Below are 26,019 nucleotides of genomic sequence, written 5' to 3' on the forward strand. Positions count from 1 at the left end.
ACGGCAGACCGCTAGGCCGTCCGCAAGTAACGCATCACCCAGTTGGTCTCCCAGGTCGCCCCCTCATCGGTCGAGAAGGCCTGGTCCCAGCGCGCTTCGCTATCGCTGACGGAGGAGAACTGCCCGCGCACCAGCACCGGCCGTCCTTCATAGGTTTCGCGCGAATAGAAGGTGCCGACGCCGCCCGCGAAGCGGCCGTAGAGCGGCGGATCGATCTTGCTGAGGTCGCTCGCCGCGAGATACCAGTCGACCCAGCGCCCGCCCGGCTCGTCGAGCGCGCGCAGGCCCATCCCGTAGGAGGTGCGACCGCCGCGCTGCGAGATGCTCTCGTTGAGGTTGACCAGCCCGCCGAACAGCTGCTGGCAATGGGTACGGCCGGGAAACTCCTCCCAGTCGGTGCTGCCGGCCAGACGCTGACGCAGGCGGCGATGCTCGACCTGCCAGGTGCCGAGAAAATAGTCGAAATCCGTTCGGGACGCCGTGCCTTCGGGAAGCGGCGCGGCCGTCTCCTGAGCCAACCCCGGTGCGGCGAGGCCGGCAAGCGTCAGGGCGGCGCCCTTCATCAACATCCGACGATCCGCCTGCATCATACAACCCTCGTGAAATCGGAGGTCCAGTTGATCTCCCAGCTCTGTCCGCCGTCGGCGGAGAAGGCCTGCTCCCAGCGCGCCGTCGCTCCGCTGATCCGCGACCAGGTGACCCGCGCCTTGACCGGGCGCCCCTCGTGCACGTCGTCGGACAGGTAGAGGCCGACGCCGTTGACGAAGCGTCCGCGCAAGGGTGTGCCGATTCGCGTCGGGTCGCGTCCGTCCAGCCACCAGCTCAGCCATTCGCGTGTCGTGGGATCCCAGGCACGGAAACCGACGCCGCGGAACGTGCCGGTCGGCGCCTCCATCAGATTGTCGCCGGCATTGCCGTTGCCGCCCAGGATCGGCCAGTTGACGAAGGTCCCGCCGAACTCGTCCCAGTCGTTGCTGCCCGCGAGCCGCCGCCGCAGCTTGCGGTGATGCACCCGCCAGCGGCCGGCGAGAAAGGCCCAGTCATCCGGCGCGCGTTCGGGGTCGCCCGCCGGGAGCAACGGCAATGGTGTCGGCTGTGCGGCGGTGCGGGTGAAGAAATTCTCCCAGTTCATTTCCCAGGTCGCACCGCGGTCGGGCGAGAAGCTCTGCTGCCAGTGCGGCCGCCGCCCGTGGATCGCCTGCCAGTGGAACCGCACGTCGATGGGTCGGCCCTCGAACGTGTCGGTGCCGGTGAAGGTGCCGGCGTCGCCGTCGAAGCGGCCCATGACCGGCGGATCGATCCGGGTCGGATTGCGCCCGTCCAGCCACCAGATCGACCAGCGGTCCGTTGCCGGATCGTAGGCGCGGATGCCGGCGGCGCGATAGATGCCGCCCGGCAGGTCGAGGATATTGTCGTCGATCGTGCCGAGCCCGCCCATGGTCAGCCACATCGCGCTCGTGCCTTCGAATGTGTCCCAGTCGGTGCTGCCGGCGAGCCGCCGCCTCAGGCGCCGGTGGTGGACGTCCCAGTTGCCGACCAGCCATTCCCAGTCGCGCGCCCGCGCCGCCAGATCGCGCTGCGGCGACTGGGCGAACGCGAGCTTCGGAAGCGCCGCGATCCCGGTACCGGCGCCGATCAGTCCGGCGAGAAGATCGCGCCGATTTGGCGAGCTTTGAAACATGGGGACCCCTGCGATTTCCGTCCGACCTGTCTCGCCGCGGGCGCCCTGAATTGACATGCAAAGATCGCCGGCAGAGGCTAAGGCAAACTTATGGTCGACGCGCAACGCTTCCCGTCCCTGGCTTCCATCCGCGCCTTCGAGGCGGCGGCACGGCTCGGCAATTTCGCGGGGGCCGCGCGCGAGCTCGACATGTCGGCGGCATCGGTCAGCTATCATGTGCGCCAGCTCGAGCGGCAGCTGGGCCTCGTCCTCTTCATCCGCCATCCGCAGCGGGTCGCGCTCACCGAGGCTGGCTCGCTGATCGCAGGCGAGGCGACCAAGGCCTTCGCGGCACTGCGCGCCAGCTTCGTCCGTGCCGCCGATCTCGACGAGGCGCGGCTGTCGATCACGACACTCCCGACACTCGGAACGAGTTGGCTGACACCCCGTCTGGGCCGCTTCCGCGCGCTTCATCCGGAAATCACCGTCGCGCTCGACCTGTCCGCCGAGCCGGAGGAGTTGGGCGCCGGCCGCTTCGACGCCGCGATCCGTAATGGCCATGGCCGCTGGCCGGGACTGCGCACGACCTTCCTCTTCCCGGCCATCTTCACGCCGCTCTGCGCGCCGGCCCTGAAATCAGCTGCGGCGAAGCTCGTCGATCCTGACGCGCTGCCCGACGTGCCGTTGCTTGGCCGGCCAGACTGGTGGACGCTCTGGTATCGTGCGCTGGGGGCGAAACGGACGCCGGCGGCGGACCGCTTCGGCACCAGCCTTTCCGCCGAGCACCTCGATGTCGCCGCGGCGCTTGCCGGGCACGGCATCGCGATCGCCTCGCCGATCCTGTTCCGCAGCGAGATCGAGGCGGGACGACTGGTGCCGGTGCACGATCTCGTGACCGGGGATGGCCGCGCCTTCTGGTTCGTCTATCCGGTCGTCCGCCAGCACAGCGCCAAGCTCGCCCGGTTTCGCGACTGGCTCGGCGCTGAGGCGGAGCAGGCCCGCGAGGCCGCGGCGGCGGCGATCAAATCGGCGATAGTCGTCGGACCGGCTTGATCGGACGGAAGCGCCGGTTCAAGCTCGCCCGATGACCATTCCCCGGCGCTGCGCCTGGGCCGGCAGCGATCCGCGCATGCAGGCCTATCACGACACCGAATGGGGCGTTCCCGAACGCGACTCCCGCGCGCTCTGGGAGAAACTGATGCTCGACGGCTTCCAGGCCGGCCTCTCGTGGAGCACCATCCTCTACAAGCGCGACGCCTTCCGCGCCGCCTTCCTTGGCTTCGAACCGCACCTGGTCGCCCGCTTCGGCGAAGCCGATGTGGCGCGCCTGCTCGGTAATGCCGGCATCGTCCGCTCACGCGCCAAGATCGAAGCGACGATCCACGCTGCCCGCCTCTATTGCGACATGGCCGACCGCGGCGAGGACTTCGCCGCCTTCTGCTGGTCGTTCACCGACGGCAAGGTGGTGACGGGCGACGGCAGGACCTTTCCCGCCACCACGCCGCTCTCCGAAACGGTCTCGAAAGAACTGAAGCGGCGCGGTTTCAAGTTCGTCGGGTCGACGATCGTCTATGCCTGGATGCAGGCGGTCGGCATCGTCAACGATCATGCCGCGACCTGCTTCCGGCGTGCGCAGGTCTAGCGCAGCTTCTCGACCAGATAATCGACGAACACGCGGACCCGCGCCGGCATCGTCGTGCCGCCGATGAAGAGCGCGTGGATCGGCTCGCGGTCACCGGGGTTATAGTCATCGAGCAGCGGCACCAACCGGCCCTCCTCGATCATCCGGGCGACGTGGAAGGTGCCGACCCGGGCGATGCCGATCCCCTCCTCGACCAGTTGCACCACCGTCTCACCGTTGTTCGCCTCGATATTGCCGGCGACATCGAGCTCGAAATCCTCGCCGTCGCGCCGGAACGACCAGTCGGGGTTGTGGCGGCGGAAATTGAAGTTGATGATATTGTGATTGCGCAGGTCCTCCGGCTCGCGCGGCGTGCCGTGACGGGCGAGATAGGCGGGCGATGCGATAACCGTCCGGCCACTGTCGCCAAGCCGGCGCGCCATCAGATTGCTGTCGGGCAGCGGCCCGATCCGGATCGCGACATCGGCACGCTCCTCGACCAGATCGATCCGGGCATCGGTGAGGCTGAGATCGACCTTGATCGCCGGATAGCGTTCGAGGAACTCGGGCAGCAGCGGGATGAGGACGTGCCGCCCGTGCGACAGGGTGGAGCTCACCCGCAACCGCCCGCGCGGAGATCCCTGGTTGCAGATCGCATGCTCGGCCTCGGCCAGGTCCTCGAGGATGCGGCGCGCGGCGCGGTGATAGGCCTCGCCCTCCGGCGTCACCGCGAGCTGCCGGGTGGTCCTGATGACGAGCCGCACCCCAAGCCGCGCCTCGATCCCCGCGACGGTCCGGCTGACCGCCGACGGCGAGAGCCCGAGCACCCGCGCCGCCGCCGAGAAGCTGCCGCGCTCGATCGCGGTCGCGAACACCTCCATATCGGCTGCCCGGTTGACGCGCTCGCGTGTCATCTTTGCGTCCTGCTCACAGATGTTTGACCGAAATCGTGTCTAAAAGCCGCGCAGGGCGGCGGCCATCTGTGCGTAGAACACAGATAAGGGGTTTGTCATGGACTATCGTCGTCTCGGAAATTCCGGCCTCATCGTCCCGGCACTGAGCTTCGGTGCGGGCACATTCGGCGGCAAGGGGCCATTGTTCAGCGCCTGGGGCACCAGCGATGCCGACGACGCACGCAGGCTGGTCGACATCTGCCTGGAGGCCGGGGTCAACCTGTTCGACACCGCCGACGTCTATTCCGGCGGCGCCTCGGAAGAGGTGCTGGGCGCTGCGATCAAAGGCCGGCGCGACGCGGTGCTGATCTCCACCAAGACCGGCCTGCCGATGGGCGACGGGCCGAACGACGCCGGCACGTCGCGCCTTCGCCTGATCCGCGCGGTCGAGGACGCGCTGCGCCGCCTCGGCACCGACTATGTCGACCTCCTGCAGCTCCACGCCTTCGACGCCGCAACGCCCGTCGAGGAAGTCTTGCAGACGCTCGACCAGCTCGTTCGCGACGGCAAGGTCCGCTATGCCGGCGTCTCCAATTTCTCCGGCTGGCAGGTCATGAAGTCGCTCGCTGCCGCGGACCGCCACGGCTGGCCGCGCTATGTCGCGCAGCAGACCTACTATTCCCTCGTCGGCCGCGACTATGAGTGGGAGCTGATGCCGCTCGGCCTCGACCAGGGCCTCGGCGCGCTGGTCTGGAGCCCGCTCGGCTGGGGCCGGCTCACCGGCAGGGTCCGCCGCGGCCAACCCCTGCCCGAAGGCAGCCGCCTCCACGACACTGCGCAATGGGGTCCGCCGGTCGAGGAAGAGCGGCTCTACCGCATCGTCGACGCGATCGACGCGATCGCCGCCGAAACCGGAAAAACGGTGCCGCAGATCGCCATCAGCTGGCTGTTGCAGCGCCCGACCGTCTCCTCGGTGATCATCGGCGCGCGCAACGAGTCGCAGCTCATGGACAATCTCGGCGCGGTCGGCTGGGCGCTGACGCCCGAGCAGATCGCCGCGCTCGACGCCGCCAGCGCCGGCCCGGTCGCCTATCCCTATTATCCCTATCGCACCCAGGACGGCTTCGCCCGGCTCAATCCGCCGGCCGTCTGATCCGCGCACCCCGTCAGGAAGGTCTGATCCCATGAAGCTCAACCTGGGCCTCGTCGCGCTCGCCGTCGGCGCGTTCGGCATCGGCGTCACCGAATTCACCCCGATGGGCATCCTGCCCCTGCTCGCCAGCGATCTCGGCGTCTCGATCCCGACCGCGGGCCTGCTGGTCAGCGCCTATGCCCTCGGTGTGGTGCTCGGCGCGCCGCTGATGACGCTCACCACCGGTCGGGTGCCGCGCAAGACGCTGCTGATCGGCCTCATGGGCATCTTCACGCTCGGCAACTTCCTCTCCGCCGTGGCCGACGGCTACACCATGCTGCTCGCCGCGCGGATCGTCACGTCGCTGAACCACGGCGCCTTCTTCGGCGTCGGCTCCGTCGTCGCGACCGGGCTGGTTCCGCCGGACAAGCGCGCCGGTGCGGTCGCGGCGATGTTCATGGGCCTCACAGTCGCGACGATCGGCGGCGTGCCGCTCGCGTCATGGGTCGGCGAACAGCTCGGCTGGCGCATCGCGTTCGCCGGGATTGCGGGGCTGGGCGCGGTCGCGATGGCCTCGCTCTGGCTGGCCCTGCCGCGCATCGCGATGGACGGTCCCAGCGACGCGATGGCGGAGCTGCGCGTGCTCGGCCGCAGCGAGGTGTTGGTCGCGCTGCTGCTCACCGTGCTCGGCTCCAGCGCGATGTTCACCGTCTTCACCTACATCGCCCCGATCCTGCACGAGGAGACGCAGGCCTCCACCCTGTTCGTGACCGCCATGCTGGTGATCTACGGCGTCGGCCTGACGGTCGGGAACTGGCTCGGCGGCTGCTATGCCGACCGGTCGATCGACCGGGCGCTGATCGTCACTCTCGCCCTCCTGACCGCCCTCCTGCTGCTCTTCGCGGTGACGATGCGGTGGCCGGTCCCGGCGGCGCTGTCGATCTTCGCCTGGGGCGTCGCCACCTTCGCTTTGGTGCCGCCGCTCCAGATGCGGGTGATGGCGACCGCCGCCGATGCGCCCAACCTCGCCTCGGCGATGAACATCGGCGCCTTCAACCTCGGCAATGCGATCGGCGCGGCCGTCGGCGGCGGCGTGATCGAGCTGGGTCTCGGCTATCCGGCGGTGTCGATCGCCGGCGCGGCGATGGCGGCGGCCGGTCTCGCGCTCGTGCTGGCGACGCGGGCGAGGCCGCGGCGGATGCCCGCCGCCGTCGAGGCTGCCTGCTAGCCTTCCTCCCACTGGAACGCCTCGTCCAGCCGGACACCGAACACGTCGGCGATCCGGAAGGCGGTTTCCAGTGTCGGCGAATATTTGCCCTGCTCGATCGCCGCGACCGTCTGGCGGGTGACGCCGATCTTCTCGCCCAGCTCCGCCTGCGTCATCTCGCCGGCATGGAAGCGCAGGGTGCGGATCGCGTTGGTGAGCCGTTTCGCCATGGTCAGGCGGCCATGCGGCGATAGGCGACGATCTCGAGCGTGTAGCGGACGCTCTCGGCCAGGATGAAGACGAGCATCACCGCGTTGACCGCGAAGAAGGCGGTCCAGTTGAACAGGGTCGCGCCGACCGCGAGGACGAGCCCGACCGCCAGGACATTGTAGGCGATGCTGGCGGCTCGCCGGGCGATGGCTTGTTCACGCTCGTCCGTCTCGCTGCGCGCCTCGCCCGGCTTCCACAATGCCACGGCGACATGGGCGACAATGTGGATGACGGTGATGGCGACGATCACCGGCAGCATCATCGCGATCATATAGGGCACGTTCGGCACGCCCGCCGCATGGAGCCGCGCGACGGCGACGAAGTACCAGCTCCACGCCGCGAGGTTGGCGAGCAGCGCGATCCAGCGGCTCTTCTCGTGAAAGGTCATACGGGCACTCCTAGGTTTAATCCACATGACATCATGTTAGTTATATATAACATCGAGTCAAGAATATTTGCCTTTCGAGACCTGCCTCTCCTGTGCAAGGGAAGCGCGATGATCGTGGCTGGCCGGCAAGACGCAGAGGACGTCATCGCGCTCTGGCATGCCTGCGGCCTCACCCGCCCCTGGAACGATCCCGCCGCGGATTTCGCGCGTGCGGTCGACGGCGCGGCCTCTGCAATCCTGCTCGACCGGGAAGGCGACATCCTGACCGCCAGCGTCATGGTCGGTCATGACGGCCATCGCGGCTGGGTCTATTACCTGGCGGTGGCGCCGGACCGGCGGCGGGCGGGCCTCGGCCGCGAGATGATGGCGGCCGCCGAAGCCTGGCTGCGGGCCCGCAGCGTGCCGAAGATCCAGCTCATGGTCCGCGACGACAATGTCGCGGCCCTGGGCTTCTACGAGGCGCTCGGCCTGGAGCGCCAGTCCGTCATAACCCTGGGACGCTTCCTGACATGATCACGATGTACGGCATCAAGAATTGCGACACGGTCAAGAAGGCGCGCGCCTGGCTCGACGCCCAGGGGATCCCTTACGCCTTCCACGACTACAAGACCGCCGGCATCGACGAACCTCGCCTGCGCGGCTGGGTGAAGGAGCTGGGCTGGGACAAGCTGCTCAACCGCGCGGGCACGACCTTTCGCGCGCTGCCGGATGCCGAAAAACAGGGCCTCGACGAGGACAAGGCGGTCGCACTGATGCTGGCGCAGCCGTCCATGATCAAGCGACCGGTGCTCGACCTCGGCGACCAGCGCCTGCTGGGGTTCAAGCCCGACTTGTACGGCGACGCGATCGGCGACTGAAACCGTCTATGCCCGCCGCCCGGACGGGGTAGGATGACGGAAATCGCTGCGATTCGAGATCCGGGAACCGACCAAGCCGGGTTGCTCAAGGGGGCGCCATGTCCGAACTTTCCGACGGCGAACGCATGGCGGCACGGCCGGACGACGGCCGCCTTGCGGCGCTGGAGGCCGAGAATGCCCGCCTGCGTGCCGCACTGGCGGAGCGCGAGACGGCGCTGGAACGGTTCGGCGCCGCGTCGTCGCACGAGGCGCAGATCCGCAGGCTGGCAGATGCCCTGTCCATTCTCATCTGCTACGTCGATTCCGGTCAGCGCTACCGTTTCAACAACAAGGCCTATGAGGAGTGGTTCGGCTGCCGGCGCGAGGATCTGTTCGGCGCGCATCTGCGCGACGTGCTCGGCGAGACCGCCTATCAGGAGGTCCAGCCGACGGTCGAGGAGGTTCTGGCCGGCAGACGGCTGACGGTCGAGCGCGTCCTCCACTACAGGGACGGCGGCGAGCGGTTCGTCCATATCGAATATGTGCCGGACCGGCAGGGCGACGGGGCGGTCGCGGGCTATTATGCGCTGGTCCAGGACATCAGCGCCGCCAAGGCGGCCGAAGCGGCGCTGCACGAGGAGACCCGGCGGCTCGAGACGCTGAACCGGACGGGCGCGGCGCTGGCCGGCGAGCTCGACGTCCAGCGCGTCGTGCAGCAGGTCACCGATGCCGGCGTCGCGCTGATCGGCGCGCAGTTCGGCGCCTTCTTCTACAACGTGATCGACCCGGCGGGCGACCGCTACATGCTGTTCACGATCTCGGGCGCCGACCGGGCCGAGTTCGAGAAATTCCCGATGCCGCGCAAGACGGCGATTTTCGCGCCGACCTTCGACGGCGAGGGCGTGGTCCGTTCCGACGACATCACGAAAGACTCCCGCTACGGCCGGAACACGCCGCGCCAAGGCATGCCGGAGGGGCATCTGCCGGTCACCTCCTATCTCGCCGTCCCGGTCGTCTCGCGATCGGGCGAAGTGATCGGCGGCCTGTTCTTCGGCCATGCGGAACCCGGCCGCTTCACCGCGCGCCACGAGGAGCTGCTCGTCGGCATCGCCGGCCAGGCGGCCGTCGCGATCGACAATGCCCGGCTCTACGAGGCCGCGCAGCGCGAGATCGCCGAGCGGCGCCGGGCCGAGGAAGCCATGGGGGAGCTCAATCGCTCGCTGGAGACGCGGATCGCGGCTGCCGTCGCCGAACGCGAGCAGATCGAGGAGGCGCTCCGGCAGGCGCAGAAGATGGAAGCGGTGGGTCAGCTGACCGGCGGCATCGCGCACGACTTCAACAATCTGCTCACCATCATCACTGGCAATGTCGACGCCGCCCGCCGCCATCTCGGCCCTGAGGCCGAGGCGCGGGTGCAGCGCGCGCTCGGCAGCGCGCTGACCGGCGCCGAGCGGGCGGCGATGCTCACCCAGCGGCTGCTCGCCTTCTCGCGCCGCCAGCCGCTCGCGCCCAAGCCGATCGACGCCAACCGGCTGGTCACCGGCATGTCCGAGCTGCTCCACCGCACCCTCGGCGAGACGGTCGAGATGGAGACGGTTCTGGCGGCCGGCCTGTGGCGAGTCGAGGCCGATCCCCACCAGCTCGAAAATGCGATCCTGAACCTCGCGGTCAACGCCCGCGACGCGATGCCGAACGGCGGCAAGCTCACGATCGAGACCGCCAACACCCATTTCGACCGCGACTATGCCCGCGCCAATCCCGGCGTCGTGCCGGGCCAATATGTCTCGATCTGCGTGTCGGACATCGGCGGCGGCATGGACGAGGAGACGCGCAGCCGCGCCTTCGAGCCCTTCTTCACCACCAAGGAGGTCGGCAAGGGCACCGGCCTCGGCCTCTCGATGGTCTACGGCTTCGTCAAGCAATCGGGCGGCCATCTCAAAATCTATTCGGAGGAGAAGCAGGGGACGACGGTGCGGATCTATCTGCCGCGGCTGGCCGGCAATGCGGCGGTCGAGGAGGAGCGGCTCGACGCGCCGGTGCCCGAAGGCTCGCGCGAGGAGACCATCCTCGTCTGCGAGGACGACGACGATGTCCGCGCCTATACGGTCGAAGCGCTGCGCGAGCTCGGCTACCGCGTGCTCGAGGCGCATGACGGCCCCTCCGCCTTGCGCCTGCTCGAGCGGCAGGAAGGCCGCGTCGACCTGCTGTTCACCGACGTCGTCCTGCCCGGCGGCATGACGGGCGCGGTCCTGGCGAAGGAGGCACGCGTGCTCCGGCCCGATCTCAGGGTCCTGTTCACCACCGGCTATGCCCGCAACGCCATCGTCCATCACGGCCGCCTCGACGCGGGCGTCGAGCTGATCACCAAGCCGTTCGCCTATGCCGATCTTGCCGCGCGCATCCGGGATATGCTTGATCGCGCGGACTGATCTTGAGGGGTTTCAGATGCGTGCTTTGATTTTCCTCGCCGTGCTGCTGCTTGGCGTGCCGGCTGCCGCGCAGACCGACTGGGCGGCGCGCCTGACCGAAGGCGATGTGACGCTGCGCAATTTCCGCTTCCGCTCGGGCGAGACGTTGCCGGAACTCCGGATGCACTACGCGACGCTCGGCACGCCGCAGCGCGACGCCGCCGGCAACGTCACCAATGCGGTGATGGTCCTGCACGGCACCGGCGGCAGCGGACGACAGTTCCTCAGCCCCCAGTTCGCCGACCAGCTCTACGGCCCCGGCCAGCCGCTCGACATCACCCGCTACTTCATCATCCTGCCCGACAATATCGGTCACGGCCGCTCGTCCAAGCCGAGCGACGGCCTGCGCACCCGCTTCCCGCACTACGACTATGACGACATGGTCGAGGCGCAGCGGCGCATGCTGGCCGAGCTCGGCGTACGGCAGCTCAGGCTCGTCATGGGCACGTCGATGGGCTGCATGCACATCTTCGTCTGGGCCGAGGCGCATCCCGATTTCGCCCGCGCCGCGATGCCGATGGCGTGCCTGCCAACCGAGATCGCCGGCCACAACCGGATGTGGCGCCGCATGGCCGCCGAGGGCATCCGCCAGGATCCGGCCTGGAACGACGGCAACTACACCAACCAGCCGGTCCAGGGCCTGCGCACCGCCGTCTCGATCCTCCAGATCGCCGGCATGAACCCGCTCCAGCTCCAGGTCGCCTACCCGACCCGCGACGCGGCCGAGGCCTATATCGATGAGCGTGTCACCCGCGACATCGCTAGCCGCGATGCCAACGATCTGATCTACCAGCTCGATTCATCCCGGACCTACAATCCGCTGCCCGATCTTGAGCGCATCCGCGTGCCGATGACCTGGGTGAACAGCGCCGACGATTTCATCAATCCGCCCGCCTACGGCATCGCCGAGGCTGCGGCGCGGCGGATGCCGAGTGCGCGCTACGTCCTCATCCCGGCAAGCGCCGAAACCCGCGGCCACGGCACCCATACCTGGGCGCGCTTCTGGCGACAGGAGTTGATCGACCTGCTGGCGCGGACCGGCCGCTAGACATCGTCGCGCGGGCGTGCCTCGATGCCGCCTGGCGCCCGGAACGGCGGCATGCGGCCGGCAACGCGGGCGCGGTCGATGAACTGGTGCTTCAGCGCCGCGGCGACGTGGATGACGAGGAGCGCGATGGTGAGTTTGACCAGCGCCTCGTGCGCCCCGCCGAACAGGTCGCCCGCCGCCTCGGAAAGGCCCGGGATGACCGGCAAGGCGAGGCCGAACTTCAACGGCGTCATCGCCTCCTCGGCGCCGCCCGAAACGGCGGACAGGCCGGTCAGCGGAATGACGATGAGCAGCGCGTAGAAGATCCGGTGATTCCAGACGGCGGCGATCCGCTCCCAATGCGGCAGGTCCTCCGGAAAGGGCGGCGGCTTGTGCAGGAGCCGCCAGATCAGCCGGATGATCGCGAGCATCAGGATCGTGGCGCCGACGGTCTTGTGCCACAGGAACATGTCGGCACGCTCCGGCCCCCTCGGCATGTTGTGGAACGTGAAGCCGATCCAGACCTGGACGACCACCAGAGCGGCCATCAGCCAGTGCAGAAGGATTGCCCCGTCGGTGTAGCGCAGCAGGACCTCCCGCTGCGGCGTGGCTTCGGGAACGGTCGCCATCTCTCCCTCCTTTCGGGTACGGAGATGCTATCGTCCCTGCTGAACGTTCGAATCCGGCGACGGCTCCGTGGCCTCGCGCGAGCTCACATGATTGAGCGCGATGACCCAGCGGCCGTCGACCTTGCGCATCAGGCGGGTGTTGATGCCGTCCTGCGGCTGCCCGCCGCCTTCGAGCCGGTAACGGCTGATCAGTTGCGCGGCATCGGGCGACAGCATCTCGATCCGGATGTCAGAAAAATGAAGCCGGCCGCGCCGTTCCGGATCGCCGCCATAATCGCGGACATAATGATCGAGCGTCCCTTGCCAGTCGCGCTGGAACCGGCCGCGCGACACGAAGACGACATCGGGATTCTTGAAGCCGGCCATATAGCCGCGGAAGTCGCCGCGATTCCACGCCGCCTCCATGTCGGCGATCACCTGCCGGATCGCCGCTTCGTCGGCTGAATGATCAGGCGCCGAAGGCTCGGCGGTGCAGGCCGCGAGCAGCAGAATGAGGCCAAGCGCTTTCTTCACGGCGGCTCCTTCGAGAACGGGTGCCGGCCATCATTCCAGCTCGGCTCCGTCTCTGCAACGGTCCTCCATCTCGATGTCTGCGCGGGGAGACGCGGTCCGCGTCGAAGCCGGCAGCCGTTGCGGCCGGAGCCATGGGCGCGCGCTTTCCGGCCGCAAAACCGGAAACCGCTCTTGCCGGAAAGCGCTGTTTAGCCCTGGCGCGCCTTGAAGCGGCGGTTCGTCTTGTTGATGACGTAGGTGCGGCCCCGGCGACGGATCACGCGGCAGTCGCGGTGGCGCGACTTCAAGGACTTCAGAGAGTTGCGGATCTTCATGGCTCGGAACGCCTGCCTGTCTTCTTGCGATTCTGTTGCTGAAAAGAGGCGCCCACCTAGTCGCGGGGGGCGCCCAAGTCAACCCGCCTGCTCTGGCCGCTCACTCGGCAATATAGCGCCACGGCCGGTCCGGCGCAGCCCGGCGCCCGATGCGATGAACATGGGCGCCGCCGTCGGCCGCCCCTCCGGCACCGGCCCGTTGGACCGGATCATCCCGCTGACCGGGCTGCCGGGTTCGGATGAGGCGACCAGCTCTCCGATCGCCGCGTTGCCGATCGTGAAACCGGCGCCGGCGCCCATGTTCATCGCATCGGGCGCACCGGCCTCGCGGAAGGCCGGGCCGATGCCGATCCGCTGCGCGTTGTCCGAAAAGGCCTGCTCGGCGTTGCTGAGGCTCCGGCTCTGGCGGTCGAGCACCGCCGGGTCGCTCGTCGCATGTCGCACCTCGCAAACCGACTTCGATTCGATCCTGGGGCGGGCGCCAACCACGCGCGATCCGGGACACCGCGCCTGGCAGAAAAGCCGTGGCGCTTGGTCGAAAGCCCACCCGATCGATAAGGTGAATTGTTCACATGGAGAAGATTATTGCTCTTGAACCACTCCATGGGCCGGTTATTGGAAGATCGTTCCACTTCTGAAAGCACGACATGGACCGCACCGACCTCAAGATCCTCGCCATCCTCCAAGAGGACGCATCGCTGCCCGTGGCCGAAGTCGCCAACCGGGTGAACCTGTCGCAGACCCCCTGCTGGCGGCGCATCCAGAAGCTGGAGGCGCAGGGCGTGATCGAAAAGCGCGTCGCCCTGGTCGATCCGGTCTCGATCGGCCTCGGCATCTCTGTCTTCGTCGAGGTCGAGGCGGCCGATCATTCGCCCGAATGGCTGGCCCGCTTCGCCGAATCCGTCGCGGCCATGCCCGAGGTCATGGACGTCTACCGCATGGCCGGCGACGTCGACTATCTGTTGCGCGTCGCCGTCGGCAGCATGGCCGAGTTCGACGATTTCTACAGACGCCTCATCGCCGACGTGCCCTTGAAGAACGTCACCTCCCGCTTCGCCATGGAGCGGGTGAAGAGCACCACCGCCTATCCGCTGAAGCTCGACCGCTAGCCGTCCATGGCGGCGCCGGGTCACTTCACGGGATCGTGCCCCCAGTTCATCAGCGAATAGCGCCAGCGCGAGGTGACCTCATTCTCCGGCCGCTGCGCGAGATGACGGCGGACATAGCCGACCACCTTGCGCATATGGGCATAGTCGTCGTCGCCAAGCTCGGCCTTCCGCCGGCGCAGGATCTGCAAGATCCGCCGGCCGGACGCGTGGCCGATGCTTTCGCCTGCACCTTTCCCGTCCGACCCCTTCCAGCCGACCTTGCGGCTGTCCTCGGTGTCCAGCCAGCGTTCAAGCTCGGCCGGCGCCATGTTCACGGCCTCGCCGAACTCCCGGTACACCTTGTCGCGATCGAGCCTCGCCATGGCTCCCCAATTCCCGAACCGCGTTGTAGTTCAATCGCCGCCACAAGGGAGAGAGGTGATGGACGACTGGAAACTGCCCTGGGACGGCGGCTGCCGCTGCGGCGAGGTGCGGATCCGGGTGACGAAGCCGCCGCTGCTCGCCATGGCCTGCCACTGCGCCGGCTGCCAGTCGATGAGCGCCAGCGCCTTTTCGCTCTCGCTCGCGATCCCCGCCGACGGCTTCGAAATCACCGCCGGCGCGCCGGTTCTCGGCGGCCTCAACCGCGACGTGCATTATTTCTGCCCGAGCTGCATGACCTGGATGTTCACCCGTCCGGGGCGCGCGGCGGGGTTCGTGAATCTGCGGCCGACCATGCTCGACGACCACGACTGGTTCGAACCCCATGTCGAAACCTGTACGGACGAGAAGCTGCCCTGGGCGACAACTCCGGCGAAGCACAGCTTCGGAGGCATACCGGACCTGCCCGTTTTCGAGCCGCTGGTTGCCGAATATGCCGTGGAGGGCACGCGGCCCGTATAGGGCCACCCGCCCCTATCCCTCCTCCATCGTGCGGCCGCCTTCCGGCAGCATGGCGAGCTCGCGCCAGTCGAGCTCCTCCTGCAGCGCCTGATAGACGTCCTCGCCGATCGTCTCGTCGTCGCGCAGCGCCTGGAGCTTGTCGCGCTGGGCGGCGATCGCAGCGAGCTTCAACCGGCGGCGCGCGACGAACTCCTTGTGCCCCTCCCCTTCGTCGGCGGCGGCGCGGTCGATCTCGAGCTGCCGCCGGGTCTCGTCCGCGACCCGCCCCTTGGCGCCGGCCACTGCCGCCAGCGCGACGTCGGCGAGCGCGCAGCGCGCCGCCACGAACTCGCGCGCGCGCTCGCTGCTGTCCTGCATGCCGAGCAGGCGGATCAGCGGCGCCAGCGTCAGCCCCTGGAACACCAGGGTCGCCAGCACCACGCTGAACGCGGCGAGCACGATCAGGTCGCGCTGGGGAAAATCCGCCGGCAGCGCGAAGGCGGCGGCGAGCGACACGAGCCCGCGCATCCCGCACCAGCCGACCAGCAGCCCCTGTTTGACGCTGGCCGCCGGGGCCTTGCCGCGCAGCCAGCCGAACCGCGCGGCCAGCCGGTTGTAGGCGAGCACCCAGCCGAGCCGCGTCATGATCACCGCGGCCACCACGATCCCGGCGAAGCGCAGCGCCTCGCCGAGCTCGCCCGGCGACATCGCGCCGACGATCTCGCGGGCCTGCATCCCCATCAGGAGGAAGGCGAGCACATTCAGCAGGAACACCGCCGCGCTCCACACGGCGAAGGACTGGACGCGATGCCGCGGCGCCTGCTGCACCGCCGGCACGTTCGCCATGTACATCGCCATCGCGACCACCGCGAGCACCGCGGACAGATGGAGCCGCTCGGCAATGAACCACAGCAGATAGGCGTTGACGAACTCGAGCAGGTTGCCGCCCAGCGAGTTGCGCGTGAACGGCATGATCTGGCGGAACAGCCAGCCCGAGGCGAGGCCCAGTGCGATCCCGCCGGGCACTGCGAGCGACAGCTGCAGCCCCAGCCCGCCGCCGATGCCGCCCTGGCTCTGGATCGCGACTGCGGCGCTGAAGATCAGCAGCGCCGACGCGTCGTTGAGCAGGCTCTCGCCGGTCAGCACCTCGACGGTCCGCCGCGGCAGGGTCGCCGAGCGCAGGATCGAGGTCGCCGCCGCCGCATCCGGGGGCGCGACGATCGCCCCGAGAGCGATCGCCGCCGCGATCGGCAGGCCGGCAAAGGCCCAGCCGATCCAGGCCACCACGGCCGTCGTCAGCAGCACCGCGACCACGGCCAGCGCCAGCAATTGCCGCCACAGCGTCCGGATCGCCGCCAGCGGGAAATCGAACGCCGCATCGGCCAGCACCGGCGCGAGGAACAGGGCGAGCGCGGTATGCCCTTCCAGCCCGATCGCCGGCGTGCCCGGAATCAGCGCCACGACCACCCCCGCCCCGGCCAGCATCGTCGGATAGGGGATCGCCGTCCGCCGCGACACCTGCAGCAGCACGATCGCCACCAGCAGCAGGACGACCAGGCTCTCGAAGAAGCTCATGGCGACATTCTACGCCGGGCCGGCCGCCGCGGTCCAATCATGACTGGCGCAGCCTTGGGTCCAGACCCTATCCCGGCGTGCCCACCAGCCAGTCCCGGAAAATCCGCACGGCACGACGATTGAGCGCGGCGCGACGGCAGACGAACCAATAGGCATAGGGGCTTTCGGCCGCGATGCCGAACAATTGGGCCAGCCGCTCGTCATGCGCGCCCTCCAGGTGCATTTCGAACATGAAGGCGACGCCGAGCCCCTGGATCGCCGCGTTGAGCAGGAGCTGGCCCGAATCGAACATATCGGTCTCGGCCATGTGGAGATCCGGAACGCCCGCCGCCTCGCGCCAATAGTCGAAGGCGTTCGGCAGGTCGCGGTGGATGAGCGCGGTCATGCCGGCGAGCTGCCCCGGATCGGCGAGCGCCTCCGGTCCTTCGGCGAACTTGCTGGCGCCGATCGCGATCACCCGGTTGAGGCCGAGCTCGTGGGCGTAAAGGCCCGGCTCCGGCTCGCGCGCCAGGATGATCGCCGCGTCGAGTCCGTCCTCGAGCCGGCCGACGGCGCCCGCGCCGGTGTCGAGATCGAGATGCAGCTCGGGATGCAGTTGCTTGAGCTCCGGCAGGCGCGGCATCAGCCGGTAGGAGGCGAAGAGCGGCAGCACGCCGAGCCTGAGACGCAGATGCGCCCCGCCGCCGGTCGCCCGCTCCAGCGCCTGGCCGAGCTCGTCGAGCACCGGGCCGACCTCGGCGAGCAGCCGCTCGCCATCCTCGTTGAGGTGGATCGACTGGTGGCGCCGCTCGAACAGGGGCCGGTTCACATGGCGCTCGAGCGCCTGGATTCGCCGGGTCAGCGCCGGCGACGACAAGGCCAGCGCGTCAGCGGCAGCCTTGACCGAGCCCAGGCGCGCGGTCTGGACGAAGGCTTCGATGGCGGTGAGCGGCGGCAACCTCTTCATGCGGGGCCTTTCCGTGTTCGGGCATCCCTATTGTGCAGCGCACATTGCGGCGCTTTTGCTACAAGCCTGTGAAATCCGCGCATCTGGAGTGCATTTTTTGCACTCGTGATTGCCCATTTCGCACTTGCACAATTTCTTCGCAAGCGCAAAAAGAGCCCTGCCTTTCAGGCATCCTCTCCTAAAACTTCCAGGCCGGCCTTCGGGTCGGCCTTTTTTTGCCCACGCGCTTCAGATGGTCTTGACCGGAAGACGTCCAGACGTCAAAGTCAAAGCAACTAGGCGAAAGGGCGACAACCATGGCGGTGGCACCGGGTCTCGTACGAGACGCAGTGATTGGCTTCCTTGAAACGAGAGACGAGCCCGCTTCGGTCAAAGAGATACTTGACGCTGTTTCGGCCAGCTTAGGTCGTGTCTCCCCTTCCTCAGTGCGATCATATTTGACGCTGAATGTCCCGTCGCTCTTTAGCAGGACGGAACGAGGCAAGTACTCGCTTTCCGCCATCGATGACGGCAATGTCAGCCATGTCGCTCTTGCGCCCGCCGTGACCGTCGACAAAGCCTCACTTTATCATGCGAATTGTATGGACTGGCTACGGAGCAGGGACCCAAATTCGATCCATGCCGTCGTAACCGATCCTCCCTACGGTCTCGTCGAATATAGCGAACGCGAACTCACTAAATTGAGAGAAGGGAACGGCGGGATCTGGCGCATACCGCCGGCCTTTGATGGTCATCGCCGAGCACCCTTACCTCGCTTTACCGTTTTAAGTGCACAAGATCGGGTGCAACTCCATTCCTTCTTCAATCTCTTCGCAAAGCGTCTGCGCAAGGTGCTCGTGCCAGGGGCGAACGTGGTGGTCGCAAGCAATCCATTATTGTCACATCTTGTCGCCTCAGCAATGTCCGACGCCGGCCTTGAACTGCGCGGTACGATCGTTCGGCTCAGCATGACGATGCGGGGAGGTGATCGGCCGAAGAATGCCCATCATGAATTTAGCTCTGTAAGCGTGATGCCCCGTTCCATGTGGGAGCCTTGGGTTGTGTTGCGTAAGCCCTTAGAAGGACGTGTTCAGGACAATCTTAGAAAATGGAAAACAGGCGGCTTCAGGAGAATTTCCGACGATCTTCCTTTCGGAGATGTAATTAAGTCGAGCCCTACCCCCAGGGCCGAGCGACTCATTGCACCTCATCCCTCTTTGAAGCCGCAGAGCTTTTTAAGAAGAATAGTGCGAGGCTCATTACCTCTCGGCGAGGGCGTGGTGCTTGATCCTTTCGCTGGATCGGGTTCGACGTTAGCCGCCGCCAATGCACTTGGTTACGAGAGCATAGGGGTAGAAGCTGATCCGAAATTTGTGCGTTTGGCGGACGAGGCAATCGCCAAGCTAAGCACGCTCACGCCCCGTTGAGCCTGAATGAACGCCATTCCTCCCGACTTGCCAATCGGCTTTTCAAGCTGCAACGATTGTCGCCCCGGGGGGAAGTTATGCCGCTGCCAAAGAATCTCCAGCAGAGCCAGATTGAGCGCGCCGTCGAATATATCGAAAAGGGAGCGACGGAACTCGTCGATCTCTACTGGGAACAGGCGAATATATTCAGCGCGGTGATCGGGATACTGGGGATTCGAGCCCTCGACGTGTTCAGTCCGTATAAGCGGCACAAACACCCGGATATCGCTCAACAGCGCTTTCCGGACTTGTCGCTCGGGGGCAAGCTCAATCCGTCCCCTTCGGAAGCGTTGGAATCCAAGGGAAGTTCGCGAGATTGGCCGATCCAGTCCCATTACAATCATCCCGGTTGGTATATCGTTTGGCGCTATCTTGTTGACGAAACAAAGACGATTCGACCCGATCGATCCGTGGTGATTTGGCGAGTGGACGTAGCATTCCTGGAAACGGAAGACTGGAAATACGAAGGCAGCAGAGCCGGGGCATCGCAAGGCGGCCGCACCCATACCTTCGGCCTAAGGAAGCCTGCCACCAAGCTTCGCGATGCAGCCGCTTATGCTCTTCCAGACATCGAGTTACGGGGCGGCAAACCAGTCCTGGTATGACGCGCTTCAAAATTTTGAACCGTAAGGTGTACGATCCGTTGTCGGTCCCTATGTGGGGTGCTTCATAAGGGAAAGACTGGAGCCGATGGCCGATCAGGAACGCCAACCCAAGCGCTTGCAGGTCGCGACGATGCGGCCGGGCGACAGCGGTCGCGGCATCGCCCGCCTGCCGCGCGCAACGATGACCGAGCTGGGTTTGGCGGAAGGCGACGTGATCGAGCTGGCGGGCAAGCGCACCACGCCGGCCCGCGCCGTCGGCCCCTATCCCGAGGACGAGGAGCTTGCGATCATCCGCCTCGACGGCCTGCAGCGCGCCAATGCCGAGATCGGCACCGGCGATTTCGTCGAGGTCCGCAAGGCCGACGCCAAGCCGGCCCAGCGCGTCGTCTTCGCACCTGCACAAAAGAATCTCCGCCTGCACGGCTCCGCCCAGGCGCTGAAGCGCAGCTTCGGCATGAAGCCGATCACCGCCGGCGACGTCGTCGCCACCACCGGCCAGCAGCAGATGCCGCGCGGCGATCTGCCGCCGGAGCTGCGGCAGATGCTGACCGCGCCGGCCTATGCGCTCCAGGAGATCCGGCTCGTCGTCGTCTCGACCGTGCCCAAGGGCATCGTCCTCATCGACGCCAATACCGAGGTCGAGCTTCGCCCCGAATATACCGAGGCCAAGGAGACGCGCCGCGCCGACGTCACCTATGACGATATCGGCGGCATCGGCAGCACGATCGATCAGCTGCGCGAGATGGTCGAGCTTCCCTTGCGCTATCCCGAGATCTTCGAGCGGCTGGGCGTCGATCCGCCCAAGGGCGTGCTGCTGCATGGCCCGCCCGGCACCGGCAAGACCCGCCTGGCGCGCGCCGTCGCCAACGAGAGCGATGCCAGCTTCTTCCACATCGCCGGCCCGGAGATCATGGGATCGGCCTATGGCGAGAGCGAGAAGCGCCTGCGCGACCTGTTCGAGGAAGCCTCCGCCAATGCGCCGGCGATCATCTTCATCGACGAGATCGATTCGATCGCCCCCAAGCGCGGGCAGGTGACCGGCGAGACCGAGAAGCGGCTCGTCGCCCAGCTCCTCACCCTGCTCGACGGCCTGGAGCCCAGGCAGAATCTCGTCGTCATCGCCGCGACCAACCGGCCCGAGGCGATCGATGAAGCCCTCAGGCGGCCCGGCCGCTTCGACCGCGAGATCGTGATCGGCGTCCCCGACGAGAGCGGCCGCCGCGAGATCCTCGCCATTCACACCCGCGGCATGCCGCTCGCCACCGACGTCGAGCTGGGCGGTCTCGCCCGCCAGACCTACGGCTTCGTCGGCGCCGACCTCGCCGCGCTCACCCGCGAGGCGGCGATCGAGGCGGTGCGGCGGATCATGCCGGAGCTCAATCTCGAGGAAGGGACGATCCCGCCCGAGGTGCTCGACACGCTCTCGGTCACCCGCAAGGATTTCGAGGAGGCGCTGAAGCGCGTTCAGCCGTCCGCGATGCGTGAGGTGATGGTCCAGGCGCCGAACATCGGCTGGGCCGATGTCGGCGGCGTCGACGACGCGCGCGAGCGGCTGCGCGAGGGCGTCGAGCTGCCCCTGAAGCACCCCGACGCCTTCCGACGGCTCGGCATCCGGCCGGCCAAGGGCTTCCTGCTCTATGGTCCGCCCGGCACCGGCAAGACCCTCCTCGCCAAGGCGACGGCGCGTGAGGCGGAGGCGAACTTCATCGCCACCAAGTCCTCCGACCTCCTCTCCAAATGGTATGGCGAGAGCGAGCAGCAGATCGCCCGCCTGTTCGCCCGCGCCCGCCAGGTCGCGCCGACGGTGATCTTCATCGACGAGCTGGACAGCTTGGTTCCGGCGCGCGGCGGCGGCCTCGGCGAGCCGCAGGTCACCGAGCGCGTGGTCAATACGATCCTCGCGGAGATGGACGGCCTCGAGGAGCTGCAATCGGTCGTCGTCATCGGCGCGACCAACCGGCCGAACCTCATCGATCCGGCGCTGCTCCGCCCTGGCCGTTTCGACGAGCTCGTCTATGTCCCCGTTCCCGACGCGGAGGGCCGCCGCCACATCCTCGGCATCCACACCAAGAACATGCCGCTCGCCGACGACGTCGATCTCGATTCGCTTGCCCAGCGCACCCTGCGCTTTACCGGCGCGGACCTCGAGGATCTCGTCCGCCGCGCCGGCCTGTTCGCGCTGCGCGAGCGGATCGAGGCGGCCACCGTCACGATGGCGGAGTTCGAACGCGCCCTCGACGACACCCGTCCCTCGGTCACCGAGGAGATGGAGCGCGACTATGAGCAGATCCAGGCCAGCCTCAAGCAGGAGGCGCGCAGCATCGGCTCCGGCGGCATCGGCTTCGTCGTCCCCGGCATGCTGACGCCGCGGGGTCCGAAAGGCTAGCCGCCGGATCCCGGAACCGGGCGTACCTGCGCGCTGCCGGCAGGGCACTGGAAAACCGGCGCTCTTCCCACTAGATACGCGCACCCATGACGCAAGCGATGCCCATTCCCGGTCATATCGACCCGGTCACCGTGCCGCGCCCCGCGCCGGCGCGCGAGGATGCGCGCGTCGAGCTGGTCGGCCTGTCCAAGGCCGAAATGCGCGAGGCGCTGGCGGCCGCCGGGCTCGACGACAAGCAGGCGAAGCTGCGCGCCAAGCAGCTCTGGCACCAGATCTACAATCGCGGCGCCACCGGCTTTGCCGCGATGAGCGACATCGCCAAGCCGCAGCGCGCTTGGCTCGCCGAGCGCTTCACCATCGGCCGGCCGGAGGTGGTCGTCGCGCAGGTCTCGACCGACGGGACGCGCAAGTGGCTGCTGCGCACCGTCGACGGCCACGATTTCGAGATGGTGTTCATCCCCGACGCGGACCGCGGCACGCTCTGCGTCTCCAGCCAGGTCGGCTGCACGCTCAACTGCCGCTTCTGCCACACCGGCACGATGCGCCTGGTGCGCAACCTCGATGCCGGCGAGATCGTCGGCCAGGTGATGCTGGCGCGCGATTCGCTCGGGGAGTGGCCGAGCCAGCCCGAGGGCCGGATGCTCTCCAACATCGTCATGATGGGCATGGGCGAGCCATTGTACAATTTTGACAATGTTCGCGATGCTTTGAAAATTGTCATGGACGGCGACGGCCTCGGCCTGTCGCGGCGGCGGATCACGCTGTCGACCTCCGGTGTGGTGCCGATGATGGCGCGCGCCGGGGAGGAGATCGGCGTCAACCTCGCCGTCTCGCTCCATGCGGTGACCAAGGAAATCCGCGACGAGATCGTGCCTCTGAACCGCAAATACGGCATCGACGAGCTGCTCGAGGCCTGCGCCGCCTATCCCGGCGCCAACAATGCGCGGCGCATCACCTTCGAATATGTGATGCTGAAGGACAAGAACGACAGCGACGCAGATGCCCGCGAGCTGGTCCGCCTGATCCGCAAGTACAAGCTGCCCGCCAAGGTGAACCTGATCCCGTTCAACCCCTGGCCCGGCGCCGACTACGAATGCTCGTCGGACGAACGCGTGCAGCGTTTCTCCGACATCGTCTTCGAGGCCGGCATCTCCGCCCCGATCCGCCGCCCGCGGGGCCGCGACATCATGGCCGCCTGCGGGCAGCTCAAATCCGCGGCGGAAAAGAAGAGCCGCGCCGAACTGGACCGAATCGCGGCGGAAAAACAGGCGGCGTTGGCCTGAGCACCCAGGCGACCGACGAACCCATTGTTAACCCTGTTCCGCTAGCGCCTCGCCAAGGCGCCGCACCTGTCGTGCGCGCGCCCCGGAGGGGAGATGACGGACCGCAGGGAAGCACACGCGGCAGGCCTCGGGATCGCCACCGTCGCGATCTATATGGCGCTCGTCCTGGCGACCGGGCGCGTTGACCCAACGGATTTCGGGCGGCTCTTCCTGACCTATCTCAAGGGCAGCTTCGGATTGTGGCTGGTGATCGGCCTGCTGGGTCTGGTCTGGAAGCTCTACCAGAACCGGCCGAGGAGCGGGCCGGCACCATCGCCGTTCGCGGTCATGCTTGCATGGGGACGAACGCGCTGGGCACGCGATCATGGCATTTCGTTCTTCTGGCCGCCGCTTCTCTTCGCGTCGCTGATGGCGTCGTTCAACGCCTTCAAGCAAATGGTGCTGCCCCTCGCCGGCTTTCGCTTCGATCCGCTGTTTGCGGCGATGGACCGGACGCTCTTCCTTGGCCACGACCCGTGGCGTGTCACGCACGCTTTGCTGAGCTCGCCGGCAGCGACGGGGCTCATCAACGCCGCCTATCATGGCTGGTTTGTACCGATGGCGCTCGGGGTCATGATCTGCGCCTGGCTGCCCGATAGCAGCTATCGGCTGCGCACGCAGTATCTGCTGAGCTATATTGCCATGTGGATCGGTGTGGGAAGCGTGCTCGCCTTCCTCCTTCCCGCGGCCGGCCCCTGTTTCTATTCCCATTTCGTCGGCCCAGCGCCCGAATTCCAGGCGCTCATGAACCGATTGGCCGCAGACCAGGCGACACTCGGCGCGCCGCTCTCCGCGCTGACCTTTCAGAACGGCCTCCTTGATTCATTCGGCAGCGATACGCTGAGGGTCGGTGGCGGGATTTCCGCCATGCCTTCGGTCCACAATGGCCTGGCTGCTCTTTTCGCCTTTGCGGCCTTCCGGCTCAACCGCTGGGCGGGCTGGACAATGACGGCATTCGCGGCGCTGATCTGGATCGGCTCGATCCACCTCGGCTGGCACTATGCGATCGACGGCATCGTCTCGATTGCATTGGCCTGGGGAATCTGGACCGTGGCGGGACGAATCGCCGAACGTCTCGAACGCCAGCCCAAGCCGATGGAGGCCGCCGCCGCAATTGCCTGACGAGCAGGCCGTTGGCGGGCGTGCACTTTTCCTGTTGAAGTTTCGGACGAATGACGGAAGGCATCGTGGCGGGGACCCAGCCACGAGATGCATCCTTCAGAACCTTTCCCGACGGCCAAGGAACGCGACGCCTTCTGGGAAAGGCGGATCGTGCTCGTGCTGCTGCTCGTCCTCACCGCCTTGCCGATGGTTTGGCCGAACGTGCCGCCCCTGCTCGACCTTCCCGGACATATGGGCCGCTACCGGGTCCAGCTCGACCTCGCGAGTTCGCCAGCGCTCCAGCAATTCTACATGTTCGACTGGCGGCTGATTGGCAATCTCGGAGTCGATCTCCTTGTCGAGCTGCTCGCGCCGTTGATCGGGTTGGAGCTGGCGGTCAGGCTCATCGTTCTCGCGATCCCGCCGCTTACGGCCGGCGGGCTGCTCTGGGTCGCGCACGAAGTGCATGGACGGATTCCGCCGACAACACTTTTCGCGTTGCCGTTTGCGTATAATTTTCCTTTCTTCTTCGGCTTTGCGAATTTCGCATTGTCGATGGCGCTGGCCTTGCTCGCCTTCGCGCTGTGGCTGCGGCTCGCCCGCAAGGGCCGACCTGGGCTGCGCGCGATCCTGTTCGTGCCGATCTCGATGATCCTGTGGGTGGTTCATGCCTTCGGCTGGGGCACGCTCGGCGTGCTCGCCTTCTCGGCCGAGCTGGTCCGCCAGTTCGACCAGCGTCGCAGCGCCTGCCCGCCAGACCTGCTGGGCGGCGTTCAATGTTTCGTCGCCGCGGGCTTCTTCGCCGGCCTCCACTGTCTCGCGTTGGCGCCACCACTCGGGCTGATGCTGCTCTGGCGTAGCGAGGCCGGCGGGCAGACCGGCGACTGGTTCAACTGGGAGCGCAAATGGGAATGGGTGACCCAGGCGCTGCGCGATCGCTGGGAATGGTTCGATCTGGCTTCGGTCGGCCTCGTCAGCCTGATTCTCGCCGGCACGATCCTTTTCCCGCGCAGCTATTCGCGCAACCTGCTCGCCTCCACGCTGTTCCTAATAGTCGTCTTCATCCTGTTGCCGCGGATCGTGTTCGGCTCGGCCTATGCCGATATGCGTCTGGCGCCTTATCTGTTCGCGATCGGTCTCGTCGCGATCCGCTTCCCGTATCGCTTCCGCCACAGCGCTGTAACGGCGATCGGCATCATCGGCCTGTCCTTCTTCCTCGTCCGGACCGCCGCCACGACCGCGAGCACCTGGATCTACGATCAGCGCTACGACCGCGAACTCGCCGCACTGGCGCATGTCCCGCACGGTGCGCGGATGGTGAGCTTCGTCGGCCGCCCGTGCACCGAGCGCTGGGCGATGACCCGGCTGCTCCATCTGCCGGCGATGGCGATCGTGCGGCGCGAGGCCTTCTCGAACGACCAGTGGACGATGGCCGGCGCGCAGCTCCTTCAGGTCCGTTACCGGCCGGGCTGGCCGTTCATCCGCGACGCCAGCCAGGTCGTGACCTACTGGCGCTGCCGCAACGAGGTGTGGCGGACGATCGACGTCGCGCTCAAGACCTTCCCGCGTCACGGCTTCGACTATGTCTGGCTGATCGATCCGCCCCGTTACGATCCAGCGCTGACCGAGGGCCTCACGCCGATCTGGCGCGATGGGACCAGCGTCCTCTATAGGGTCGATGACCGCAGCCTTTGAGGCTGCCCCACAAGGA

28 protein-coding genes are annotated in these 26,019 nt (G+C 67.1%); 16 read left to right on the forward strand and 12 right to left on the reverse strand.

What is annotated here, in order from left to right:
• Window positions 1-11: 11 nt before the first annotated feature.
• Complete coding sequence (locus tag RCO27_RS06100) at window positions 12-569, reverse strand: hypothetical protein (protein ID WP_309001741.1); 558 nt, start codon at window positions 567-569, stop codon at window positions 12-14.
• A gap of 17 nt (window positions 570-586) precedes the next feature.
• Window positions 587-1,681 carry a hypothetical protein gene (locus RCO27_RS06105; RefSeq protein WP_309001742.1) on the reverse strand — a complete coding sequence of 365 codons (1,095 nt, stop codon included), beginning with the start codon at window positions 1,679-1,681 and terminating at the stop codon, window positions 587-589.
• A 90-nt stretch (window positions 1,682-1,771) separates the two neighbouring features.
• Here RCO27_RS06105 and RCO27_RS06110 point away from each other — a divergent pair, with 90 nt between their 5' ends.
• Together RCO27_RS06110 and RCO27_RS06115 are read left to right on the forward strand one after the other, a co-directional pair.
• Window positions 1,772-2,713, forward strand: coding sequence for a LysR substrate-binding domain-containing protein (locus tag RCO27_RS06110; protein WP_309001743.1), 942 nt, complete (start codon window positions 1,772-1,774; stop codon window positions 2,711-2,713).
• A 31-nt stretch (window positions 2,714-2,744) separates the two neighbouring features.
• Window positions 2,745-3,302, forward strand: a complete 558-nt coding sequence (locus RCO27_RS06115) for a DNA-3-methyladenine glycosylase I (protein ID WP_309001744.1) — start codon at window positions 2,745-2,747, stop codon at window positions 3,300-3,302.
• Here the strand turns inward: RCO27_RS06115 and RCO27_RS06120 are convergent.
• On the reverse strand, window positions 3,299-4,195 hold the full coding sequence (locus tag RCO27_RS06120; protein WP_309001745.1) for a LysR family transcriptional regulator: 897 nt from the start codon (window positions 4,193-4,195) through the stop codon (window positions 3,299-3,301). The two genes, RCO27_RS06115 and RCO27_RS06120, sit on opposite strands and share 4 nt — an antisense overlap.
• Window positions 4,196-4,292: 97 nt before the next feature.
• Between RCO27_RS06120 and RCO27_RS06125 the strand changes: the two genes are divergently transcribed.
• Together RCO27_RS06125 and RCO27_RS06130 are read left to right on the forward strand one after the other, a co-directional pair.
• Complete coding sequence (locus RCO27_RS06125) at window positions 4,293-5,327, forward strand: aldo/keto reductase (RefSeq protein ID WP_309001746.1); 1,035 nt, start codon at window positions 4,293-4,295, stop codon at window positions 5,325-5,327.
• 31 nt (window positions 5,328-5,358) lie between these two features.
• Window positions 5,359-6,534, forward strand: coding sequence for an MFS transporter (locus tag RCO27_RS06130; RefSeq protein ID WP_309001747.1), 1,176 nt, complete (start codon window positions 5,359-5,361; stop codon window positions 6,532-6,534).
• Here the strand turns inward: RCO27_RS06130 and RCO27_RS06135 are convergent.
• Together RCO27_RS06135 and RCO27_RS06140 are read right to left on the reverse strand one after the other, a co-directional pair.
• On the reverse strand, window positions 6,531-6,743 hold the full coding sequence (locus RCO27_RS06135) for a helix-turn-helix transcriptional regulator (protein ID WP_309001748.1): 213 nt from the start codon (window positions 6,741-6,743) through the stop codon (window positions 6,531-6,533). The genes RCO27_RS06130 and RCO27_RS06135 overlap by 4 nt on opposite strands.
• A 2-nt stretch (window positions 6,744-6,745) precedes the next feature.
• Window positions 6,746-7,171, reverse strand: coding sequence for a hypothetical protein (locus RCO27_RS06140; protein ID WP_309001749.1), 426 nt, complete (start codon window positions 7,169-7,171; stop codon window positions 6,746-6,748).
• A gap of 108 nt (window positions 7,172-7,279) precedes the next feature.
• On the opposite strand from RCO27_RS06140, the gene RCO27_RS06145 reads away from it, so the two are divergent.
• The 4 genes from RCO27_RS06145 (at window position 7,280) to RCO27_RS06160 (ending at window position 11,523) form a co-directional block, all read left to right on the forward strand.
• Window positions 7,280-7,684 carry a GNAT family acetyltransferase gene (locus tag RCO27_RS06145; protein WP_309001750.1) on the forward strand — a complete coding sequence of 135 codons (405 nt, stop codon included), beginning with the start codon at window positions 7,280-7,282 and terminating at the stop codon, window positions 7,682-7,684.
• The gene (locus RCO27_RS06150) at window positions 7,681-8,028 is read left to right on the forward strand and encodes an ArsC family reductase (RefSeq protein ID WP_309001751.1); all 348 of its coding nucleotides are present in this window, start codon (window positions 7,681-7,683) and stop codon (window positions 8,026-8,028) included. The genes RCO27_RS06145 and RCO27_RS06150 overlap by 4 nt, the downstream gene beginning before the upstream one ends.
• 98 nt (window positions 8,029-8,126) lie before the next feature.
• Window positions 8,127-10,436, forward strand: a complete 2,310-nt coding sequence (locus RCO27_RS06155; protein WP_309001752.1) for an ATP-binding protein — start codon at window positions 8,127-8,129, stop codon at window positions 10,434-10,436.
• A gap of 16 nt (window positions 10,437-10,452) precedes the next feature.
• Entirely contained in the window at window positions 10,453-11,523 is a 1,071-nt protein-coding gene (locus tag RCO27_RS06160) for an alpha/beta fold hydrolase (RefSeq protein WP_309001753.1), read from the forward strand.
• Here the strand turns inward: RCO27_RS06160 and RCO27_RS06165 are convergent.
• The 4 genes from RCO27_RS06165 to RCO27_RS06180 all read right to left on the reverse strand — a co-directional run bounded on the left by RCO27_RS06165 (window position 11,520) and on the right by RCO27_RS06180 (window position 13,402).
• Window positions 11,520-12,131 carry a cytochrome b gene (locus RCO27_RS06165; RefSeq protein WP_309001754.1) on the reverse strand — a complete coding sequence of 204 codons (612 nt, stop codon included), beginning with the start codon at window positions 12,129-12,131 and terminating at the stop codon, window positions 11,520-11,522. The two genes, RCO27_RS06160 and RCO27_RS06165, sit on opposite strands and share 4 nt — an antisense overlap.
• Before the next feature lie 27 nt (window positions 12,132-12,158).
• Window positions 12,159-12,623, reverse strand: coding sequence for a nuclear transport factor 2 family protein (locus tag RCO27_RS06170; RefSeq protein WP_309001922.1), 465 nt, complete (start codon window positions 12,621-12,623; stop codon window positions 12,159-12,161).
• Window positions 12,624-12,832: 209 nt separating this feature from the next.
• The gene (gene ykgO / locus RCO27_RS06175) at window positions 12,833-12,958 is read right to left on the reverse strand and encodes a type B 50S ribosomal protein L36 (protein ID WP_006833921.1); all 126 of its coding nucleotides are present in this window, start codon (window positions 12,956-12,958) and stop codon (window positions 12,833-12,835) included.
• A gap of 78 nt (window positions 12,959-13,036) precedes the next feature.
• Window positions 13,037-13,402 carry a hypothetical protein gene (locus RCO27_RS06180; RefSeq protein WP_309001755.1) on the reverse strand — a complete coding sequence of 122 codons (366 nt, stop codon included), beginning with the start codon at window positions 13,400-13,402 and terminating at the stop codon, window positions 13,037-13,039.
• Between the two features lie 203 nt (window positions 13,403-13,605).
• On the opposite strand from RCO27_RS06180, the gene RCO27_RS06185 reads away from it, so the two are divergent.
• Entirely contained in the window at window positions 13,606-14,067 is a 462-nt protein-coding gene (locus RCO27_RS06185) for an Lrp/AsnC family transcriptional regulator (protein ID WP_309001756.1), read from the forward strand.
• Between the two features lie 20 nt (window positions 14,068-14,087).
• On the opposite strand, the gene RCO27_RS06190 is transcribed toward RCO27_RS06185, so the two are convergent.
• Window positions 14,088-14,429 carry a DUF3140 domain-containing protein gene (locus RCO27_RS06190; RefSeq protein ID WP_309001757.1) on the reverse strand — a complete coding sequence of 114 codons (342 nt, stop codon included), beginning with the start codon at window positions 14,427-14,429 and terminating at the stop codon, window positions 14,088-14,090.
• A gap of 58 nt (window positions 14,430-14,487) precedes the next feature.
• Here RCO27_RS06190 and RCO27_RS06195 point away from each other — a divergent pair, with 58 nt between their 5' ends.
• The gene (locus RCO27_RS06195; RefSeq protein WP_309001758.1) at window positions 14,488-14,949 is read left to right on the forward strand and encodes a GFA family protein; all 462 of its coding nucleotides are present in this window, start codon (window positions 14,488-14,490) and stop codon (window positions 14,947-14,949) included.
• A gap of 12 nt (window positions 14,950-14,961) precedes the next feature.
• Here the strand turns inward: RCO27_RS06195 and RCO27_RS06200 are convergent, their stop codons facing one another.
• Together RCO27_RS06200 and RCO27_RS06205 are read right to left on the reverse strand one after the other, a co-directional pair.
• Window positions 14,962-16,503: a cation:proton antiporter gene (locus RCO27_RS06200; RefSeq protein WP_309001759.1), complete on the reverse strand. Its 1,542-nt coding sequence runs from the start codon at window positions 16,501-16,503 to the stop codon at window positions 14,962-14,964.
• A gap of 67 nt (window positions 16,504-16,570) precedes the next feature.
• Window positions 16,571-17,449, reverse strand: coding sequence for a LysR substrate-binding domain-containing protein (locus RCO27_RS06205; protein WP_309001760.1), 879 nt, complete (start codon window positions 17,447-17,449; stop codon window positions 16,571-16,573).
• A gap of 296 nt (window positions 17,450-17,745) precedes the next feature.
• Between RCO27_RS06205 and RCO27_RS06210 the strand changes: the two genes are divergently transcribed.
• The 6 genes from RCO27_RS06210 (at window position 17,746) to RCO27_RS06235 (ending at window position 26,003) form a co-directional block, all read left to right on the forward strand.
• Window positions 17,746-18,855, forward strand: a complete 1,110-nt coding sequence (locus RCO27_RS06210) for a DNA methyltransferase (protein WP_309001761.1) — start codon at window positions 17,746-17,748, stop codon at window positions 18,853-18,855.
• On the forward strand, window positions 18,852-19,499 hold the full coding sequence (locus tag RCO27_RS06215; RefSeq protein WP_309001762.1) for a hypothetical protein: 648 nt from the start codon (window positions 18,852-18,854) through the stop codon (window positions 19,497-19,499). Before RCO27_RS06210 ends, RCO27_RS06215 begins: the two co-directional genes overlap by 4 nt.
• 85 nt (window positions 19,500-19,584) lie before the next feature.
• Entirely contained in the window at window positions 19,585-21,885 is a 2,301-nt protein-coding gene (locus RCO27_RS06220) for a CDC48 family AAA ATPase (protein ID WP_309001763.1), read from the forward strand.
• A 98-nt stretch (window positions 21,886-21,983) separates the two neighbouring features.
• The gene (gene rlmN / locus RCO27_RS06225) at window positions 21,984-23,168 is read left to right on the forward strand and encodes a 23S rRNA (adenine(2503)-C(2))-methyltransferase RlmN (RefSeq protein WP_309001764.1); all 1,185 of its coding nucleotides are present in this window, start codon (window positions 21,984-21,986) and stop codon (window positions 23,166-23,168) included.
• A 93-nt stretch (window positions 23,169-23,261) separates the two neighbouring features.
• Window positions 23,262-24,329, forward strand: a complete 1,068-nt coding sequence (locus RCO27_RS06230) for a phosphatase PAP2 family protein (RefSeq protein WP_309001765.1) — start codon at window positions 23,262-23,264, stop codon at window positions 24,327-24,329.
• Window positions 24,330-24,416: 87 nt separating this feature from the next.
• Window positions 24,417-26,003 carry a hypothetical protein gene (locus tag RCO27_RS06235; protein ID WP_309001766.1) on the forward strand — a complete coding sequence of 529 codons (1,587 nt, stop codon included), beginning with the start codon at window positions 24,417-24,419 and terminating at the stop codon, window positions 26,001-26,003.
• Window positions 26,004-26,019: the final 16 nt, after the last annotated feature.

This window comes from Sphingosinicella sp. LHD-64, from assembly GCF_031157375.1.
GTDB lineage: Bacteria > Pseudomonadota > Alphaproteobacteria > Sphingomonadales > Sphingomonadaceae > Allosphingosinicella.

What these genes read in the sequence shown, in the direction of transcription:
- RCO27_RS06100 (WP_309001741.1), bottom strand. Translation starts at nt 569, where the DNA reads ATGTTGATGAAGGGCGCCGCCCTGACGCTTGCCGGCCTCGCCGCACCG.
- RCO27_RS06105 (WP_309001742.1), bottom strand. Translation starts at nt 1,681, where the DNA reads ATGTTTCAAAGCTCGCCAAATCGGCGCGATCTTCTCGCCGGACTGATC.
- RCO27_RS06110 (WP_309001743.1), top strand. Translation starts at nt 1,772, where the DNA reads ATGGTCGACGCGCAACGCTTCCCGTCCCTGGCTTCCATCCGCGCCTTC.
- RCO27_RS06115 (WP_309001744.1), top strand. Translation starts at nt 2,745, where the DNA reads ATGACCATTCCCCGGCGCTGCGCCTGGGCCGGCAGCGATCCGCGCATG.
- RCO27_RS06120 (WP_309001745.1), bottom strand. Translation starts at nt 4,195, where the DNA reads ATGACACGCGAGCGCGTCAACCGGGCAGCCGATATGGAGGTGTTCGCG.
- RCO27_RS06125 (WP_309001746.1), top strand. Translation starts at nt 4,293, where the DNA reads ATGGACTATCGTCGTCTCGGAAATTCCGGCCTCATCGTCCCGGCACTG.
- RCO27_RS06130 (WP_309001747.1), top strand. Translation starts at nt 5,359, where the DNA reads ATGAAGCTCAACCTGGGCCTCGTCGCGCTCGCCGTCGGCGCGTTCGGC.
- RCO27_RS06135 (WP_309001748.1), bottom strand. Translation starts at nt 6,743, where the DNA reads ATGGCGAAACGGCTCACCAACGCGATCCGCACCCTGCGCTTCCATGCC.
- RCO27_RS06140 (WP_309001749.1), bottom strand. Translation starts at nt 7,171, where the DNA reads ATGACCTTTCACGAGAAGAGCCGCTGGATCGCGCTGCTCGCCAACCTC.
- RCO27_RS06145 (WP_309001750.1), top strand. Translation starts at nt 7,280, where the DNA reads ATGATCGTGGCTGGCCGGCAAGACGCAGAGGACGTCATCGCGCTCTGG.
- RCO27_RS06150 (WP_309001751.1), top strand. Translation starts at nt 7,681, where the DNA reads ATGATCACGATGTACGGCATCAAGAATTGCGACACGGTCAAGAAGGCG.
- RCO27_RS06155 (WP_309001752.1), top strand. Translation starts at nt 8,127, where the DNA reads ATGTCCGAACTTTCCGACGGCGAACGCATGGCGGCACGGCCGGACGAC.
- RCO27_RS06160 (WP_309001753.1), top strand. Translation starts at nt 10,453, where the DNA reads ATGCGTGCTTTGATTTTCCTCGCCGTGCTGCTGCTTGGCGTGCCGGCT.
- RCO27_RS06165 (WP_309001754.1), bottom strand. Translation starts at nt 12,131, where the DNA reads ATGGCGACCGTTCCCGAAGCCACGCCGCAGCGGGAGGTCCTGCTGCGC.
- ykgO (WP_006833921.1), bottom strand. Translation starts at nt 12,958, where the DNA reads ATGAAGATCCGCAACTCTCTGAAGTCCTTGAAGTCGCGCCACCGCGAC.
- RCO27_RS06185 (WP_309001756.1), top strand. Translation starts at nt 13,606, where the DNA reads ATGGACCGCACCGACCTCAAGATCCTCGCCATCCTCCAAGAGGACGCA.
- RCO27_RS06190 (WP_309001757.1), bottom strand. Translation starts at nt 14,429, where the DNA reads ATGGCGAGGCTCGATCGCGACAAGGTGTACCGGGAGTTCGGCGAGGCC.
- RCO27_RS06195 (WP_309001758.1), top strand. Translation starts at nt 14,488, where the DNA reads ATGGACGACTGGAAACTGCCCTGGGACGGCGGCTGCCGCTGCGGCGAG.
- RCO27_RS06200 (WP_309001759.1), bottom strand. Translation starts at nt 16,503, where the DNA reads ATGAGCTTCTTCGAGAGCCTGGTCGTCCTGCTGCTGGTGGCGATCGTG.
- RCO27_RS06205 (WP_309001760.1), bottom strand. Translation starts at nt 17,449, where the DNA reads ATGAAGAGGTTGCCGCCGCTCACCGCCATCGAAGCCTTCGTCCAGACC.
- RCO27_RS06210 (WP_309001761.1), top strand. Translation starts at nt 17,746, where the DNA reads ATGGCGGTGGCACCGGGTCTCGTACGAGACGCAGTGATTGGCTTCCTT.
- RCO27_RS06220 (WP_309001763.1), top strand. Translation starts at nt 19,585, where the DNA reads ATGGCCGATCAGGAACGCCAACCCAAGCGCTTGCAGGTCGCGACGATG.
- rlmN (WP_309001764.1), top strand. Translation starts at nt 21,984, where the DNA reads ATGCCCATTCCCGGTCATATCGACCCGGTCACCGTGCCGCGCCCCGCG.
- RCO27_RS06230 (WP_309001765.1), top strand. Translation starts at nt 23,262, where the DNA reads ATGACGGACCGCAGGGAAGCACACGCGGCAGGCCTCGGGATCGCCACC.
- RCO27_RS06235 (WP_309001766.1), top strand. Translation starts at nt 24,417, where the DNA reads ATGCATCCTTCAGAACCTTTCCCGACGGCCAAGGAACGCGACGCCTTC.